Annotated in this window: 15 protein-coding genes; 13 read left to right on the forward strand and 2 right to left on the reverse strand. The window is 71.9% G+C overall.

The features are described 5' to 3' along the window. Nucleotides 1-56: 56 nt before the first annotated feature. The 8 genes from recG (at nt 57) to mutM (ending at nt 7312) form a co-directional block, all read left to right on the forward strand. A complete protein-coding gene (gene recG / locus IE180_RS28195; RefSeq protein ID WP_190159782.1) occupies nt 57-2249 on the forward strand; it encodes an ATP-dependent DNA helicase RecG in 2193 nt (730 codons plus the stop codon). 61 nt (nt 2250-2310) lie between these two features. Then, nucleotides 2311-2892 carry a 16S rRNA (guanine(966)-N(2))-methyltransferase RsmD gene (gene rsmD, locus IE180_RS28200; RefSeq protein WP_190159783.1) on the forward strand — a complete coding sequence of 194 codons (582 nt, stop codon included), beginning with the start codon at nt 2311-2313 and terminating at the stop codon, nt 2890-2892. 26 nt (nt 2893-2918) lie between these two features. Then, a complete protein-coding gene (coaD, locus tag IE180_RS28205; RefSeq protein WP_190159896.1) occupies nt 2919-3398 on the forward strand; it encodes a pantetheine-phosphate adenylyltransferase in 480 nt (159 codons plus the stop codon). A 110-nt stretch (nt 3399-3508) separates the two neighbouring features. Next, nucleotides 3509-4540: a F0F1 ATP synthase subunit B gene (locus IE180_RS28210; protein WP_190159784.1), complete on the forward strand. Its 1032-nt coding sequence runs from the start codon at nt 3509-3511 to the stop codon at nt 4538-4540. Nucleotides 4541-4606: 66 nt separating this feature from the next. Beyond that, the gene (locus IE180_RS28215) at nt 4607-5335 is read left to right on the forward strand and encodes a YceD family protein (RefSeq protein ID WP_229860985.1); all 729 of its coding nucleotides are present in this window, start codon (nt 4607-4609) and stop codon (nt 5333-5335) included. Nucleotides 5336-5337: 2 nt separating this feature from the next. Next, nucleotides 5338-5511, forward strand: a complete 174-nt coding sequence (gene rpmF, locus IE180_RS28220) for a 50S ribosomal protein L32 (RefSeq protein ID WP_015036448.1) — start codon at nt 5338-5340, stop codon at nt 5509-5511. A gap of 19 nt (nt 5512-5530) precedes the next feature. Beyond that, nucleotides 5531-6325, forward strand: a complete 795-nt coding sequence (rnc, locus tag IE180_RS28225; protein ID WP_190159785.1) for a ribonuclease III — start codon at nt 5531-5533, stop codon at nt 6323-6325. Between the two features lie 126 nt (nt 6326-6451). Next, a complete protein-coding gene (mutM, locus tag IE180_RS28230; RefSeq protein WP_190159786.1) occupies nt 6452-7312 on the forward strand; it encodes a bifunctional DNA-formamidopyrimidine glycosylase/DNA-(apurinic or apyrimidinic site) lyase in 861 nt (286 codons plus the stop codon). A gap of 4 nt (nt 7313-7316) precedes the next feature. Here mutM and IE180_RS28235 read toward each other — a convergent pair whose 3' ends face one another. Then, nucleotides 7317-7715: a winged helix-turn-helix transcriptional regulator gene (locus tag IE180_RS28235; protein ID WP_190159787.1), complete on the reverse strand. Its 399-nt coding sequence runs from the start codon at nt 7713-7715 to the stop codon at nt 7317-7319. Nucleotides 7716-7838: 123 nt separating this feature from the next. Between IE180_RS28235 and IE180_RS28240 the strand changes: the two genes are divergently transcribed. Further along, complete coding sequence (locus IE180_RS28240; protein ID WP_190159788.1) at nt 7839-8423, forward strand: flavodoxin family protein; 585 nt, start codon at nt 7839-7841, stop codon at nt 8421-8423. A gap of 73 nt (nt 8424-8496) precedes the next feature. Here the strand turns inward: IE180_RS28240 and IE180_RS28245 are convergent, their stop codons facing one another. Next, complete coding sequence (locus IE180_RS28245; protein WP_190159789.1) at nt 8497-9453, reverse strand: CAP domain-containing protein; 957 nt, start codon at nt 9451-9453, stop codon at nt 8497-8499. A gap of 202 nt (nt 9454-9655) precedes the next feature. On the opposite strand from IE180_RS28245, the gene IE180_RS28250 reads away from it, so the two are divergent. From IE180_RS28250 to IE180_RS28265, 4 genes are all read left to right on the forward strand, one after another. After that, a complete protein-coding gene (locus tag IE180_RS28250; RefSeq protein WP_030690661.1) occupies nt 9656-9937 on the forward strand; it encodes an acylphosphatase in 282 nt (93 codons plus the stop codon). A gap of 389 nt (nt 9938-10326) precedes the next feature. Next, nucleotides 10327-10545, forward strand: a complete 219-nt coding sequence (locus IE180_RS28255; RefSeq protein WP_190159790.1) for a hypothetical protein — start codon at nt 10327-10329, stop codon at nt 10543-10545. Nucleotides 10546-10774: 229 nt separating this feature from the next. Further along, on the forward strand, nt 10775-14308 hold the full coding sequence (smc, locus tag IE180_RS28260; protein ID WP_190159791.1) for a chromosome segregation protein SMC: 3534 nt from the start codon (nt 10775-10777) through the stop codon (nt 14306-14308). 191 nt (nt 14309-14499) lie between these two features. After that, on the forward strand, nt 14500-15933 hold the full coding sequence (locus IE180_RS28265; protein WP_190159792.1) for a sugar porter family MFS transporter: 1434 nt from the start codon (nt 14500-14502) through the stop codon (nt 15931-15933). Nucleotides 15934-15996: the final 63 nt, after the last annotated feature.

Raw genomic sequence — 15996 nt, forward strand, 5'->3', positions numbered from 1 at the left:
CCGATCCCGGCGGTCGCCCACGGGCTTCGGCACGACTGTCGGTCCCGTGGTCTTCAATGGAGGACGTGCCCGCGCTCGACGAACCACTCAAGAAGGCCCTCGGCCCCGCCACCGCCAAGGTCATGGCCGAGGCGCTCGACCTGCACACGGTCGGGGACCTGCTCCACCACTACCCCCGCCGGTACGCCGAGCGCGGGGAGCTGACCACCCTCGCCGACCTCCCGCTCGACGAGCACGTCACGGTGGTCGCGCAGGTCGCCGACGCCCGGGTGCTGACCTTCAACGGCTCCAAGGGGCGCGGCCAGCGCCTGGAGGTGACCATCACCGACGGCAGCGGCCGGGTGCAGCTGGTCTTCTTCGGCAAGGGCGTCCACAAGCCCCACAAGGACCTGCTGCCCGGCACCCGCGCGATGTTCGCCGGCAAGGCCTCGCTCTTCAACCGGCGCCTCCAGCTCGCCCACCCCTCCTACGAGTTGCTCCGCGGCGACGCCGACGAGGCCGTGGACACCTGGGCGGGGGCCCTCATCCCGATCTACCCGGCCACCGCCAAGCTGGAGTCCTGGAAGATCGCCAAGGCCGTCGACGCCGTCCTGCCCGGCGCCGTCGACGCCGTCGACCCCCTGCCCCCCGCCCTGCGCGAGGGCCGCGGCCTCGCCGAGCTGCCCGACGCGCTGCGGATGATCCACCGCCCCCGCACCAAGGCGGACGTCGCCGCCGCCCGCGAGCGGCTCAAGTGGGACGAGGCCTTCGTCCTCCAGGTCGCCCTCGCCCGCCGCCGGCACGCCGACACCCAACTGCCCGCCGTCGCCCGGCGGCCGGCCCCCGACGGCATCCTCGACGCCTTCGACGCCAAGCTGCCCTTCACCCTCACCGACGGCCAGACGAAGGTCTCCCAGGAGATCTTCGACGACCTCGCCACCGAACACCCCATGCACCGCCTCCTCCAGGGAGAGGTCGGAAGCGGGAAGACGATGGTCGCGCTGCGCGCCATGCTCGCCGTCGTCGACTCCGGCGGCCAGGCCGCGATGCTCGCCCCCACCGAGGTCCTCGCCCAGCAGCACCACCGCTCCGTCACCGAGATGATGGGCGAGCTCGCCGAAGGAGGCATGCTCGGCGGCGCCGACCGCGCCACCAAGGTCGTCCTGCTCACCGGCTCCATGGGCGCCGCCGCCCGCCGCCAGGCCCTGCTCGACCTGGTCACCGGCGAGGCCGGCATCGTCATCGGCACGCACGCGCTGATCGAGGACAAGGTCCAGTTCCACGACCTCGGCCTGGTCGTCGTCGACGAGCAGCACCGCTTCGGCGTCGAGCAGCGCGACGCCCTGCGCGGCAAGGGGAAGCAGCCCCCGCACCTCCTCGTCATGACCGCGACGCCCATTCCGCGCACGGTCGCCATGACCGTCTTCGGCGACCTGGAGACCTCCGTCCTCGACCAGCTGCCCGCCGGCCGCTCCCCGATCGCCAGCCACGTCGTCCCCGCCGCCGACAAGCCGCACTTCCTCGCCCGCGCGTGGGAGCGGGTCCGCGAGGAGGTGGGCAACGGACACCAGGCGTACGTCGTCTGCCCCCGCATCGGCGACGAGGAGGACCAGAAGAAGAAGGCCAAGGCGTCCCCCGAGGACGAGGCCGAGAAGCGCCCCCCGCTCGCCGTCCTCGACGTCGCCGAGAAGCTCGGCGCCGGCCCCCTCGCCGGCCTGCGGATCGCCGTCCTGCACGGCCGCATGCACCCGGACGACAAGGACGACGTCATGCGCCGCTTCGCCGCCGGCGAGCTCGACGTCCTCGTCGCCACCACCGTCATCGAGGTCGGCGTCAACGTGCCCAACGCCACCGCCATGGTGATCATGGACGCCGACCGCTTCGGCGTCTCCCAGCTCCACCAGCTGCGCGGCCGCGTCGGCCGCGGCTCCGCCCCCGGACTCTGCCTCCTCGTCAGCGAGATGCCCGAGGCGAGCCCCGCCCGGCAGCGGCTGAACGCCGTCGCCACCACCCTCGACGGCTTCGAACTCTCCCGCATCGACCTCGAACAGCGGCGCGAGGGCGACGTCCTCGGACAGGCCCAGTCCGGCGTCCGCTCCTCCCTCCGGGTGCTCGCCGTCATCGAGGACGAGGAGGTCATCGCCGCCGCCCGCGAGGAGGCCACCGCCCTCGTCCTCGCCGACCCCGGCCTCGACGCCCACCCCGGCCTGCGCACCGCGCTCGACGCCCTCCTCAGCGAGGAGCGGGAGGAGTACCTGGAGAAGGGCTGAGCGGCCCGCCGCGGCCATATCCTGGGACGTACGCATTGGACGACGCAGGACGAGGACACCGATGACCCGCGTGATCGCCGGCAGCGCCGGCGGACGGCGCCTGGCCGTGCCCCCCGGCAACGGCACCCGCCCCACCTCCGACCGGGCACGGGAAGGGCTCTTCTCCACCTGGGAGTCGTTCCAGGGCCTGGCCGGGGCCAGGGTCGCCGACCTGTACGCGGGCTCCGGCGCCGTCGCCCTGGAGGCGCTCTCCCGGGGCGCCGCCCACGCCCTCCTCGTCGAGGCCGACCCCCGCGCGGCGAAGACGATCCGGGACAACATCCGCTCGATCGGCCTGCCCGGCGCCGAACTCCGCACCGGCAAGGCCGAGCAGATCGTGACGGGACCGGCCCCGGCCGACCCGTACGACCTGGTCTTCCTCGACCCGCCCTACGCCGTCGGGGACGACGATCTCCGCGAGATTCTCCTCACACTGCGCTCGGGGGGCTGGCTGAGCGAGGATGCCCTCGTCACCGTGGAGCGCAGCACCCGAGGCGGGGAGTTCGGCTGGCCCGAGGGCTTCGAACCCCTGCGTTCCCGTCGCTACGGCGAGGGAACGTTTTGGTACGGTCGCGCCGCCTCTACGTGCGAAGACGCACGATGACCGGACCGGAGAGCGAGGGACCCAAGTTGCGCCGCGCCGTCTGTCCGGGGTCATTCGACCCCATCACCAACGGACACCTCGACATCATCGCCCGCGCCTCCAAGCTGTACGACGTCGTACACGTGGCCGTGATGATCAACCAGTCGAAGAAGGGCCTCTTCACGGTCGACGAGCGGATAGAGCTGATCCGCGAGGTCACCGCCGACTTCGGCAACGTCGAGGTGGAGTCCTTCCACGGCCTCCTCGTCGACTTCTGCAAGCAGCGCGACATCCCCGCGATCGTCAAGGGGCTGCGCGCGGTCAGCGACTTCGACTACGAGCTGCAGATGGCCCAGATGAACATCGGCCTCTCGGGCGTGGAGACCCTGTTCGTCCCCACCAACCCGACGTACAGCTTCCTCTCCTCCTCGCTGGTCAAGGAAGTGGCCGCCTGGGGCGGGGACGTCTCCCACCTGGTCCCGCCGACGGTCCTCCCGAAGCTGACCGAGCGGCTCGCGCGGAAGTGACGCGCGGCCACCGCCGCTGACGCTCCGTCACCTGGTGTCGGGCGGGCGCCGACTGCCCTTACAGTCGTCCCGTCCGTCTCCATCCAGCTGTAGAGAGTGGCGAGCACCAGGTGGACGTGCAGAAGAAGCTCGACGAGATCGTCGCGACCGTGCAGGGCGCCCGCTCCATGCCCATGTCGGCATCCTGCGTGGTCAACCGCGCCGAGCTGCTCGCCTTGCTCGAAGAGGTGCGCCAGGCGCTGCCCGGCTCCCTGGCCCAGGCCCAGGAGCTGATCGGCGGCCGCGAGCAGATGGTCGAGCAGGCCCGCCAGGAGGCCGAGCGGATCATCGAGGCCGCCCACGCCGAGCGGGGCTCGATCGTCTCCGACACCCAGGTCGCCCGCGAGTCCCAGGAGGAGGCCGACCGGATCCTCGCCGAGGCCCGCCGCGAGGCCGAGGAGGTGCGGGCCGAGGCCGACGACTACGTGGACTCCAAGCTCGCCAACTTCGAGGTCGTCCTCAACAAGACCATCGGCTCCGTCGACCGCGGGCGCGAGAAGCTCCTCGGCCGCGGCCCGGGCCTCGACCGGGACGGCTACGCCGACGCGGACGCCCCCGAGTACAGCGCCGACCCCCAGACCCTCATCCAGCGGGCCGACGAGTACGTGGACGCGAAGCTGGGCGCCTTCGAGGCCGTCCTCGCCAAGACCCTGGAGGCCGTCGGCCGGGGCCGGCAGAAGCTGCACGGCCGGATCGCCACGGATGCCCTCGGCGAGCACATGGCCGCGCAGGACGGCCTCGGCGGGACGGTCCACACCAGCGACGCGGACTACCTCGCCGGGCTGGCCGAGCTCTCCGACCCCGAGCCGGCGCAGGCCCCGCAGATCCCCGCGCAGCAGCCCGACCCGTACGGCTACCCGCAGCAGCCCGGGCAGGACCCGGCCTACGCGTACCAGCAGCAGACGGACGCGTACGGCTACCCGCAGCAGGACCCCTACGCGTACCAGGGGCAGTACGGCTACGAACAGCCGCAGTACGACCCCCGGGGCCAGGCCCACGCCCAGCCCCACCAGCCGCAGCAGGCCGCCGCGCTCGACGAGACCAGCTTCTTCGACACGAGCATGATCGACCTGGAGCAGCTGCGCCGGTACGAACAGGGGTAGTGAGCGACGGGAGCCCGGATTGGGCCCTGGGCGAAGCGTCCAGTATCCTGGCTGTTCGGTCGCGCTATGTCCGCGATCCACGCTGCCCACGTCCGGCAGCCTCCTCCCACGCCGCAGAACGATCCGAAAGCAGGAAGAGCCCTGAGCACGCGCCTCGACCACCGCAACCCCCTCGTGTTCGACACGCACGAGCTGGGGCGGCGTCCTGGCGCCCTGCAGCGGCTCTCGCGTTCGGTCGAGGCCCCCGCGAACCTCGGCGTCGAAGGAGTGATCGGAGTGCCCGAGGGCTCTCCGGTGGAAATCGATCTCCGTCTTGAGTCGGTCATGGAAGGGGTGCTTGTCACAGGCACCGCCCGTGCATCGGCCGAGGGGGAGTGCGTAAGGTGTCTGGAGCCCGTCGAGCTGGAGCTCGACGTGGACTTCCAGGAGATGTTCTCGTACCCCGACTCCGACGACCGGGGCCGCTCCAGGGCGGCCGCGGACGACGAAGCCGAGGACGACGAGGACATGATCCCCCTCGAGGACGGCATGTTCGACCTCGAACCCGTGCTGCGTGATGCGGTGGTGCTCGCACTGCCGATGCAGCCGGTGTGCCGGGAGGACTGTGCGGGTCTGTGTTCCGAGTGCGGAACCAACCTGAACGAGAACCCGGACCACCACCATGAAGCCGTCGACATCCGTTGGGCGGCACTGCAGGGACTCGCCGGTTCGCTGGGAACCGATGAGAAGGACAACATGAGCGGCAAAGCCTCTGACGGGGACGTCCGAAGCGCCGCCGAGAAGCAGGAGAAGTAGCCGTGGCTGTTCCGAAGCGGAAGATGTCGCGCAGCAACACGCGCCACCGCCGGTCGCAGTGGAAGGCTGCGGTCCCCACCCTGGTTTCGTGTGAGCGTTGCCAGGAGCCGAAGCTGCAGCACATCGCGTGCCCGAGCTGCGGCACCTACAACAAGCGCCAGGTCCTCTCGGTCTGAGTGGCTGGTGAGAGGCACGATGTCTGAGAGCATCAGCGCAGCCTCGTCCCACACGCTTCTGGAAGGGCGGCTCGGGTATCAGCTCGAGTCCGCCCTTCTGGTGCGTGCGCTGACCCACCGCTCGTACGCGTACGAGAACGGCGGCCTGCCCACCAACGAGCGCCTCGAGTTCCTCGGGGACTCCGTGCTCGGCCTGGTGGTCACGGACACGCTGTACCGCACCCACCCCGACCTGCCGGAAGGCCAACTGGCCAAACTGCGGGCCGCGGTGGTCAACTCGCGTGCGCTGGCGGAGGTCGGGCGCGGCCTCGAACTCGGCTCCTTCATCCGGCTCGGCCGGGGCGAAGAGGGCACGGGCGGCCGGGACAAGGCGTCCATCCTCGCCGACACCCTCGAAGCGGTGATCGGCGCGGTCTATCTCGACCAGGGTCTCGACGCGGCGTCCGAGCTGGTGCACCGGCTCTTCGACCCGCTGATCGAGAAGTCCTCGAACCTCGGTGCCGGCCTGGACTGGAAGACCAGTCTCCAGGAGCTCACCGCGGCCGAGGGCCTGGGCGTTCCGGAGTACCTCGTCTCCGAGGAGGGCCCGGACCACGAGAAGACCTTCACCGCTGCCGCCCGCGTCGGTGGTGTCTCGTACGGCACCGGCACCGGCCGCAGCAAGAAGGAAGCGGAACAGCAGGCGGCGGAGTCCGCGTGGCGCGCGATCCGCGCGGCCGCGGACGAGCGCGTGGCCGCGGCGAAGGCCGCGGCGGACGCCGGCACGGCCGGCGAGCAGGACCGGAAGGACAGGGCCACCCCGGCCACCGCCTGACCGCGCCCCGCGCACTCCTTCGGCAGCGTTTCCCGCCCGCCCCCGCCAGGGGCGGGCGGAGCCGTTTCCGGGGGCCCCGGGCGGTAGGCTGGCCGGACCACCCCGTACCCCTTTCGGAGGAGTCCCGTGCCCGAGCTGCCCGAGGTCGAGGTCGTACGGCGCGGTCTGGAGCGCTGGGTCGCCGGACGGACCGTGACCGAGGTCGAGGTGCTGCACCCCAGGGCCGTACGGCGCCATCCGGCGGGCGGCGAGGACTTCGCGGCCCGGCTGAAGGGGCGGCGTTTCGAGGGGGCGCGGCGGCGGGGGAAGTACCTCTGGCTGCCGCTGGCGGAGACCGGGACCTCCGTCCTGGGGCACCTCGGCATGAGCGGTCAGCTCCTCGTGCAGCCGGAGGACGCCCCGGACGAGAAGCACCTGCGCATCCGGGTCCGCTTCGACGACTCCCTCGGCACCGAGCTGCGCTTCGTCGACCAGCGCACCTTCGGCGGCCTCTCGCTCCACGACCAGACCCCCGACGGGCTCCCGGACGTCATCGCGCACATCGCCCGCGACCCGCTGGACCCGGCCTTCGACGACGCCGCCTTCCAGGGCGCGCTGCGACTGCGCCGTACGACGATCAAGCGGGCCCTGCTCGACCAGTCGCTGATCAGCGGCGTCGGGAACATCTACGCGGACGAGGCGCTCTGGCGGTCGAGGCTGCACTACGACCGGCCGACCGCCACCCTGACCCGGCCGCGCTCGGCCGAACTCCTCGGGCACGTCAGGGACGTGATGAACGCGGCGCTCGACGCCGGCGGCACCAGCTTCGACAGCCTGTACGTGAACGTCAACGGCGAGTCCGGGTACTTCGACCGCTCGCTGGACGCCTACGGGCGCGAGGACGAGCCCTGCCGCCGCTGCGGCACGCCGATGCGGCGGCGCGCCTGGATGAACCGGTCCAGCTACTTCTGCCCGCGCTGCCAGCGCCCGCCGCGCGTCACCGTCTGATCCGTCAGGCGGTGACGGTCCCGGCGACGGTCCCGGCGCGCTCCGCGTCGTAGTTCTCGCGGGCGGTCAGGACCTGGTCCATCCGCCCCTCCACCAGCTCGATCAGGCCGATCAGCCGCTCCGCGACCTCGCGGCCGAGCGGGGTGAGCCGGTAGTCGACCCGCGGCGGGTTCGTGGGCTGGGCCTCGCGGTGGACGAGGCCGTCGCGCTCCAGGGCGTGCAGGGTCTGCGACAGCATCTTCTCGCTCACGCCGTCGACCCGGCGCCGCAGCTCGTTGAAACGGAACGTCCCTTCGTGCAGGGCGCCCAGGGTCAGGCTGCCCCAGCGGCCCGTCACGTGCTCCAGCGTGCCGCGCGAGGGGCAGGCGCGCGCGAACACGTCGTAGGCGAGGTCGTCAGTCATGCCTCCACCGTACTCCGACACAGCGCTCACTGGCAGGAGTGCGCTAACCAGTCGCTTGCGCTTTCCAAAAGTTAGTGCTCTACTTCTGGTCATCACCCGTACACCCCCTTCGAGGAGCCTTCCGTGACCAGCCCCGTCGTCTCCATCGCCTACCACTCCGGCTACGGCCACACCGCGGTCCTGGCCGAGGCCGTCCGTGACGGCGCCGCCGACGCGGGCGCCACCGTCCACCTGATCAAGGTCGACGAGATCACCGACGCCGAGTGGGAACTGCTCGACGCCTCCGACGCGATCGTCTTCGGCTCCCCGACCTACATGGGCACCGCCTCCGGCGCCTTCCACCAGTTCGCCGAGGCCACCTCGAAGCGCTGGTTCACCGACGCCTGGCTGGACAAGCTCGCCGCCGGCTTCACCAACTCCGGCTCCAAGAGCGGCGACAAGCTGCACACCCTGCAGTTCTTCCAGACCCTCGCCGGCCAGCACGGCATGACCTGGGTCAACCTCGGCCTGAAGCCCGGCTGGAACACCAGCGAGGCCTCCGAGAACGACCTCAACCGCCTCGGCTTCTTCGCCGGCGCCGGTGCCCAGACCCACAACGACCTCGGCCCGGAGGGCGTCCACAAGGCCGACGTCGCCACCGCCGAACACCTCGGCCGCCGCGTGGCCCGGACCGCCCGCACCTTCGCGGCCGGCAAGGCCGCCGTCTGACGCTCCCGCGCCCGCATGGGGAAGGGCCCCGACACCACGTGGTGTCGGGGCCCTTCCCCATGCGGTGCCCGGCTCAGTACCCGAAGTCCTGGGTCCACCAGGGGCCGCCGTCGCCGAAGACGACGCCCACGCCCATGGTCGTGAAGTCGCAGTTCAGGATGTTGGCGCGGTGGCCGTCGCTGTTCATCCAGGAGGCCATCACCGCCGCCGCGTCCACCTGGCCGCGGGCGATGTTCTCGCCGCCCATGCCCGAGATGCCCGCCTGCTCCGCCCGGACCCACGGGGTGTCGCCGTCCGGGTCCGTGTGGTCGAAGAAGCCGCGGGCCGCCATGTCCGCGCTGAACGCGCCGGCCAGTGCCGCGAGCCGCGCGTCCGCGCGCACCGGCGTGCAGCCCACCTTGGCGCGTTCGGTGTTGACCAGGCGGAAGACCTCGGCCTCGGCGGCCTCGCCCCGGTCGGCGGTGGAGGTGACCCGGGGCTTCTCCACCGGCGCCGCCGTGGTCGGGACCGGCCTCGGCGCGGGCGCCTTCGTCGCGGGCGCCTTCGTCGTGGGCGCGGCCGGGGTCTTCGGCGTCACCGGCTTCGGGGCGGGGGCCTTCGTCCTCGGCGGCGTCTTCGAGGGGGTCCTCGACGGCGTCGGCTTCGGGGTGGCCTTCGGGCTCGGCTTCGTGGACGGGGCCGCCGAGGGGGAGGCGGGGGCGCTGCTCCTTCCGGAGCCCGCGCCCGCCACCGCGCCGTCCGAGCCGCCGATCGGGGACCGCGTGGAGCCGCCCTGCGTCGTCAGCTCCGGGGCCTGCCGGGTCTGGACCTGGTGCTCGCTCGTACCGGCGTTGCCGACGGTGAACGTGTCCCCGCCCGGGAGCAGACCCGAGGCGACGGCGACGGCGCCGACCGCGACCGCCGCGGAGGCGCCGAGCAGGCCGGTGCGCACGGGCCGCCGACGGCGGGCGGCACCCCGGTGCGGGCGGTCCGAACCGGCCGCGTAGTCTTCTGCGGCGGGGGCGGCGCCGGAGCGACGGTGGCGTCCCATCTGCTCTGCCTTCCTCTTGCTGGTCTTCGCGGGCTTCGCTGCTTCTTCGCCGGGCTTTGCTGATCTTTGCTGTCGGTACCGTTCCGGGGGGACAGTCGAACGGCACACGCCCGAACGGGTGAGGTGCGTTCGGTCGGGACTGTACGCGATGGAAAGCCGGGGCGATGTGCTCATCTGGCAATCCGCCCGTTAGCGTGCAGCCATGAGCGACGACGTACGGATGACCGCCTGGGTGCGCGGCCGGGTACAGGGAGTGGGCTTCCGCTGGTTCACCAGGGCAAACGCCTTGGAGATCGGCGGCCTGGTGGGCTTCGCCCTGAACCTCGACGACGGCCGGGTGCAGGTGGTGGCCGAGGGGCCGCGTGAGAATTGCCACCGTCTGCTCGACTGGCTTCACTCCGACGACACACCCGGACGCGTGGACGGCGTCACTGAGATCTGGGACACCCCGCGCGGCGGTTACGACGGCTTCGCCATCCGCTGACGATCACGCTCCGACACCTCGCCCGGTGACCCAGAGCGGCACCGGGCGGACGCCCGGTAACAGGGGTGTGACCAGCGAAGCACCTGATGGTTGCCATCTGGCGCCGGTCGTGCAAGGCTGCCCCGTAAGGATGATCGCGACGCCCCCGACGCGCCGAGTTCGAAGGCCCCGCCGCCCGCTGAGCGGCCGTGGACTCCTCGGCAGCCCTTCAAACGGGGCGTGATCGTGTTGACCGTCAAACTTTTTGGTGAGACTCTGGAAGCCCCGCGCACCTTAGCTGTTTGGCAGTGGAACCGGCACGACAAGCAGTACTGCCGAGCACCGCGGGTGCGAATCCCTCACGACCCACACCGCTTCGGTCGGTCACTCATTGTGGAGGACCATCCATCATGGCAAAGGCGCTTCTCGGATACGTCGGCGGCTCCGACCCGCGACTCCTCGCCGAGATGCGACGGCTTCAGCAGCGCGTCCAGGACCTCGAATCCGAGCTGGTACGGATCCAGTCCGAGAACGACACGCTCGCCGCTGCCGCCGCTCAGCACCAGGGAGAGTCGCTGCTCAACAGCATCGACCTCGACGTATCCCAGGCAGAGCCCGCGCTCACCTGACAACCCAGCCCCGCAGGGGCCAGGCGGAAAGCGTTCTCGTCGGCGCAGCCGGACACCTCGCTGGTCGTGCGGAACGACCCACGTGCACGACCGCTGGATACGCAAGGGACGCTTCGGCGTCCCTTCTTCCTTTCACCCGCCGTTTCCCCCGCGTCCCACCCCTCCTCATCCGAGGATCTGCCCCACGTCATCACGGGTGAAACGCACGGGCCCCGGTAGAGTCGCATGAGTGCACCTCAAGGCCCTGACCCTCCGCGGATTCAAGTCGTTCGCCTCGGCCACCACGCTGCGGTTCGAACCCGGAATCACCTGCGTCGTGGGGCCCAACGGGTCGGGCAAGTCCAACGTCGTGGACGCCCTCTCCTGGGTCATGGGCGAGCAGGGCGCCAAATCGCTGCGCGGCGGCAAGATGGAGGACGTCATCTTCGCCGGCACCACCGGGCGTCCGCCGCTCGGCCGCGCCGAGGTCTCGCTGACCATCGACAACTCCGACGGCGCGCTGCCCATCGACTACGCCGAGGTCACCCTCACCCGGATCATGTTCCGCGGCGGCAGCAGCGAGTACCAGATCAACGGCGACACCTGCCGGCTGCTCGACTTCCAGGACCTGCTCTCCGACTCCGGCATCGGACGCGAGATGCACGTCATCGTCGGACAGGGACAGCTCGACTCCGTGCTGCACGCCGACCCGATGGGCCGCCGCGCCTTCATCGAGGAGGCCGCCGGCGTCCTGAAGCACCGCAAGCGGAAAGAGAAGGCGCTGCGGAAGCTGGACGCGATGCAGGCCAACCTCGCGCGCGTGCAGGACCTCACCGACGAGCTCCGCCGCCGGCTCAAGCCGCTGGGCCGGCAGGCCGCCGTCGCCCGCCGGGCCGTCGTCATCCAGGCCGACCTGCGCGACGCCAGGCTCCGGCTCCTCGCCGACGACCTCGTCCGGCTCCGGGCGGCGCTGGCCGCCGAGGTCGCCGACGAGGCGGCCCTGCTCGCCCGCAAGGAGGCCACCGAGGCCGCGCTGCGCGCCGCCCTCGCCGAGGAAGCCGGCCTCGAGGCGGAGGCCCGCACCCTCGTGCCCCGCCTGGAGCGCGCCCAGCAGAACTGGTACGACCTCTCCCAGCTCGCCGAACGCGTGCGGGGCACCGTCTCCCTGGCCGACGCGCGCGTGAAGAGCGCCGCCACCGCGCCCGCCGAGGAGCGCCGCGGCCGCGACCCGGAGGACCTGGAGCGCGAGGCCGCCCGCGTCCGCGCACAGGAGGCGGAGCTCGAAGCCGCCCTGGAGGCCGCCGAGCGCGCCCTGGAGGACAGCGTCGCCCACCGCGCGGACCTGGAGCGCGCGCTCGCCGCCGAGGAACGCCGCCTCAAGGACGCCGCCCGTGCCATCGCCGACCGGCGCGAGGGCCTCGCCCGGCTCCACGGCCAGGTCAACGCGGCCCGCTCGCGCGCCGCGGCCGCCCGGGCCGAGATCGACCGGCTCGCCGCCGCCCGGGACGAGGCCGCGGAGCGGGCCGCCGCCGCCCAGGAGGAGTACGAGCAGCTCAAGGGCGAGGTCGACGGCCTCGACGCGGAGGACACCGAGCACGCCGAGCGGTACGAGGCCGCCCGCCGCGAACTCGCCGACGCGGAGGCCTCGCTCGGCGCCGCCCGCGAGGCCGCCGCCACCGCCGAACGCCGCCGCGCCGCGACCAGGGCCCGGCACGACACCCTCGCCCTCGGGCTGCGCCGCAAGGACGGCACGGGCGCGCTGCTCTCCGCCGGACTCAGCGGACTCCTCGGCCCGGCGGCCGAACTCCTCACCGTCGCCCCCGGACACGAGATCCCCGTCGCCGCCGCCCTCGGCGCCGCCGCCGACGCGCTCGCCGCCGACGGGCCCTCCTCCGCCGCCGAGGCCCTGCGCCTGCTGCGCAAGCAGGACGCGGGCCGGGCCTCGCTGATCCTGGCCGGAGCCCCCGAGCCGGAGCCCCCGACGGCGGCCGGAAGGCACCCGTACGCCGCCGACCTGGTCAGTGGACCCGCCGAAGTCCTGGTCGCCGTCCGCCGGTTGCTCACCGGAATCGTGGTCGTCGGGGACCTCGACGAGGCCGTCGAGCTGCTCAGGGCCCGACCCGAGCTGACCGCCGTCACCGCCGAAGGCGACCTGCTCGGCGCGCACTTCGCGCACGGCGGCTCCGCCGGGGCGCCCAGCCTCCTCGAAGTCCAGGCGTCGGTCGCCGAGGCCGCCGCCGAGCTCGACGAACTGGGCGTGCGGTGCGAGGAGTTCGCGCTCGCGCAGCAGGAGGCCGCCGAACGGCGGCGCCGCGCCGCCGCACTCGTCGAGGAGCTCGACACCCGCCGCCGCGCCGGTGAGCGCGAGAGGTCCGCCGTCGCCCAGCGGCTCGGCAGGCTCGCCGGGCAGGCCAGGGGAGCGGCGGGGGAGGCCGAGCGGACCGCGGCGGCCGCCGCCCGCGCCCAGGAAGCCCTGGAGAAGGCCACCGCCGAAGCCGAGGAACTGGCCGAACGGCTCCTCGTCGCCGAGGAGATGCCGGCCGAGGACGAGCCCGACACCTCCACGCGCGACCGGCTCGCGATCGACGGCGCCCACGCGCGCCAGACCGAGATGGAGGCGCGGCTCCAGGTCCGCACCCACGAGGAGCGGGTCAAGGGGCTCGCCGGACGGGCCGACTCGCTCGACCGGGCCGCCCGCGCCGAACGGGAGGCACGCGTGCGTGCCGAGCAGCGCCGGGCCAGGCTGCGCCACGAGGAGCGGGTCGCGGGCGCGGTCGCCGCGGGAGCCCGCGCCCTCCTGGCCCATGTCGAGGTCTCCCTGGAGCGCGCCGAGCGGGAGCGGGAGGCGGCCGAGGCGGCGCGGGCCGAGCGGGAGCAGGGCCTGACGGCCGCCCGGGCCAGGGGCCGGGACCTCAAGGCCGAGCTCGACAAGCTGACCGACTCCGTGCACCGGGGAGAGGTGCTCGGCGCGGAGAAGCGGCTGCGGATCGAGCAGCTGGAGGCGAAGGCGCTGGAGGAGTTCGGCGTGGAGGCGACCGCCCTGGTCGCCGAGTACGGTCCGGACCAGCCCGTGCCCCCGCCGCCGGCGGTCGAGGGTGAGGAGGGGGACCCGGGGTCCGAGGAGCCGCGCCCGTTCGTCCGTTCGGAGCAGGAGAAGCGGCTGAAGGCCGCCGAACGGGCGTACCACCAGCTCGGCAAGGTCAATCCGCTGGCCCTGGAGGAGTTCGCGGCCCTGGAGGAGCGGCACCGGTTCCTCTCGGAGCAGCTGGAGGACCTGAGGAAGACCCGTACCGACCTGCTTCAGGTCGTGAAGGAGGTGGACCTGCGGGTCGAGCAGGTCTTCACCGAGGCCTACCGGGACACCGCCCGCGAGTTCGAGGGCGTCTTCTCGCGGCTCTTCCCGGGGGGCGAGGGCCGGCTGATCCTCACCGATCCGGACGACATGCTCACCACCGGCGTCGAGGTGGAGGCCCGCCCGCCGGGCAAGAAGGTCAAGCGGCTCTCGCTGCTCTCCGGCGGCGAGCGCTCGCTCACCGCCGTGGCGCTGCTCGTCTCGATCTTCAAGGCCAGGCCCAGCCCGTTCTACGTGATGGACGAGGTCGAGGCGGCGCTCGACGACACCAACCTCCAGCGGCTCATCGGGATCATGCGGGAGCTCCAGGAGTCCTCGCAGCTGATCGTGATCACGCACCAGAAGCGGACGATGGAGGTCGCGGACGCGCTGTACGGCGTTTCCATGCAGGGCGACGGGGTATCCAAGGTCATCAGCCAAAGGCTCCGCTAGAGAGTTTCTTCAAGATCACATTCAAGAGTTGAACTCAAGTGAGCTTGTTGCCCTCTGGTGACGGAAGGAGGCCCCCTCTTGACTTCGAAACTTGAAGGCATAGTCTCTGCAACGTTGCTTTTACCTTCACGTGGTGGGCGGCGTGAAGTTGTGCGCCACTGGAAGGGCTCGCCCCCCACCGAGGAGTCCATGTGACCGACACCGCGCAGGCGCCCACGCCGCCGCCTTCCGAAGGCCGAGCCGCCCACCCGGACCACCTCGGCCACGTCATCTTCATCACGGCCTCCGCCGCCATGGGCGGATTCCTCTTCGGATACGACAGCTCCGTCATCAACGGCGCCGTCGAGGCGATCCGGGACCGCTACGACATCGGCTCCGGCACCCTCGCCCAGGTCATCGCCATCGCCCTGATCGGCTGTGCCGTCGGCGCCGCCACCGCAGGCCGGATCGCCGACCGCATCGGCCGCATCCGCTGCATGCAGATCTCGGCGGTGCTCTTCGCCGTCAGCGCCGTCGGCTCCGCGCTGCCCTTCGCCCTCTGGGACCTCGCCCTCTGGCGGATCATCGGCGGCTTCGCCATCGGCATGGCCTCCGTCATCGGCCCCGCGTACATCGCCGAGGTCGCGCCCGCCGCCTACCGCGGCCGCCTCGGCTCCTTCCAGCAGGCCGCGATCGTCATCGGCATCGCCATCTCCCAGCTGGTCAACTACGGCATCCTCCAGCTCGCCGACGGCGAACAGCGCGGCGAGATCGGCGGCCTGGAGGCCTGGCAGTGGATGCTCGGCGTGATGGTCGTCCCCGCCCTCCTCTACGGCCTGCTGTCCTTCGCGATCCCCGAGTCCCCCCGCTTCCTCATCTCCGTCGGGAAGGTCGACCGGGCCAAGGAGGTCCTCGCCGAGGTCGAGGGCAAGGGCGTCGACCTGGACCACCGGGTGGACGAGATCGAGCAGGCCATGCGCCGCGAGCACAAGTCCACCTTCTGGGACCTGTTCGTCTCCGGCAGCCGCTTCAGGCTGCTGCCCATCGTCTGGGTGGGCATCGGACTCTCGGTCTTCCAGCAGCTCGTCGGCATCAACGTCGCCTTCTACTACTCCGCGACGCTCTGGCAGTCCGTCGGCATCGACCCGTCCAGCTCGTTCCTCTACTCGTTCACCACGTCGATCATCAACATCATCGGCACGGTGATCGCGATGGTCCTGGTCGACCGGGTCGGCCGCAAGCCGCTCGCCCTCGTCGGCTCCGTCGGCATGGCGATCGCCCTCGCCTTCGAGGCCTGGGCCTTCTCCGCCGACCTCGTCGACGGAAAACTGCCCGAGACCCAGGGCGTCGTGGCCCTCGTCGCCGCCCACGTCTTCGTGCTCTTCTTCGCCCTCTCGTGGGGCGTGGTGGTCTGGGTCTTCCTCGGCGAGATGTTCCCCAACCGGATCCGCGCAGCGGCCCTCGGCGTCGCCGCCTCCGCCCAGTGGATCGCCAACTGGGCCATCACCGCCAGCTTCCCGTCCCTCGCGGACTGGAACCTCTCCGGCACCTACATCATCTACACGGTCTTCGCCGTGCTCTCGATCCCCTTCGTGCTGCGGTACGTCAAGGAGACGAAGGGCAAGGCGTTGGAGGAGATGGGCTAAACCCCGCTGCCCCTCTCCTCGCGACGACCGCCCCGGTCGCGGGCCCCATGCCCGCGACCGGGG

The sequence above is a fragment of the Streptomyces litmocidini genome (genome assembly GCF_014649755.1).
In the GTDB taxonomy this organism is placed as follows: domain Bacteria; phylum Actinomycetota; class Actinomycetes; order Streptomycetales; family Streptomycetaceae; genus Streptomyces; species Streptomyces litmocidini.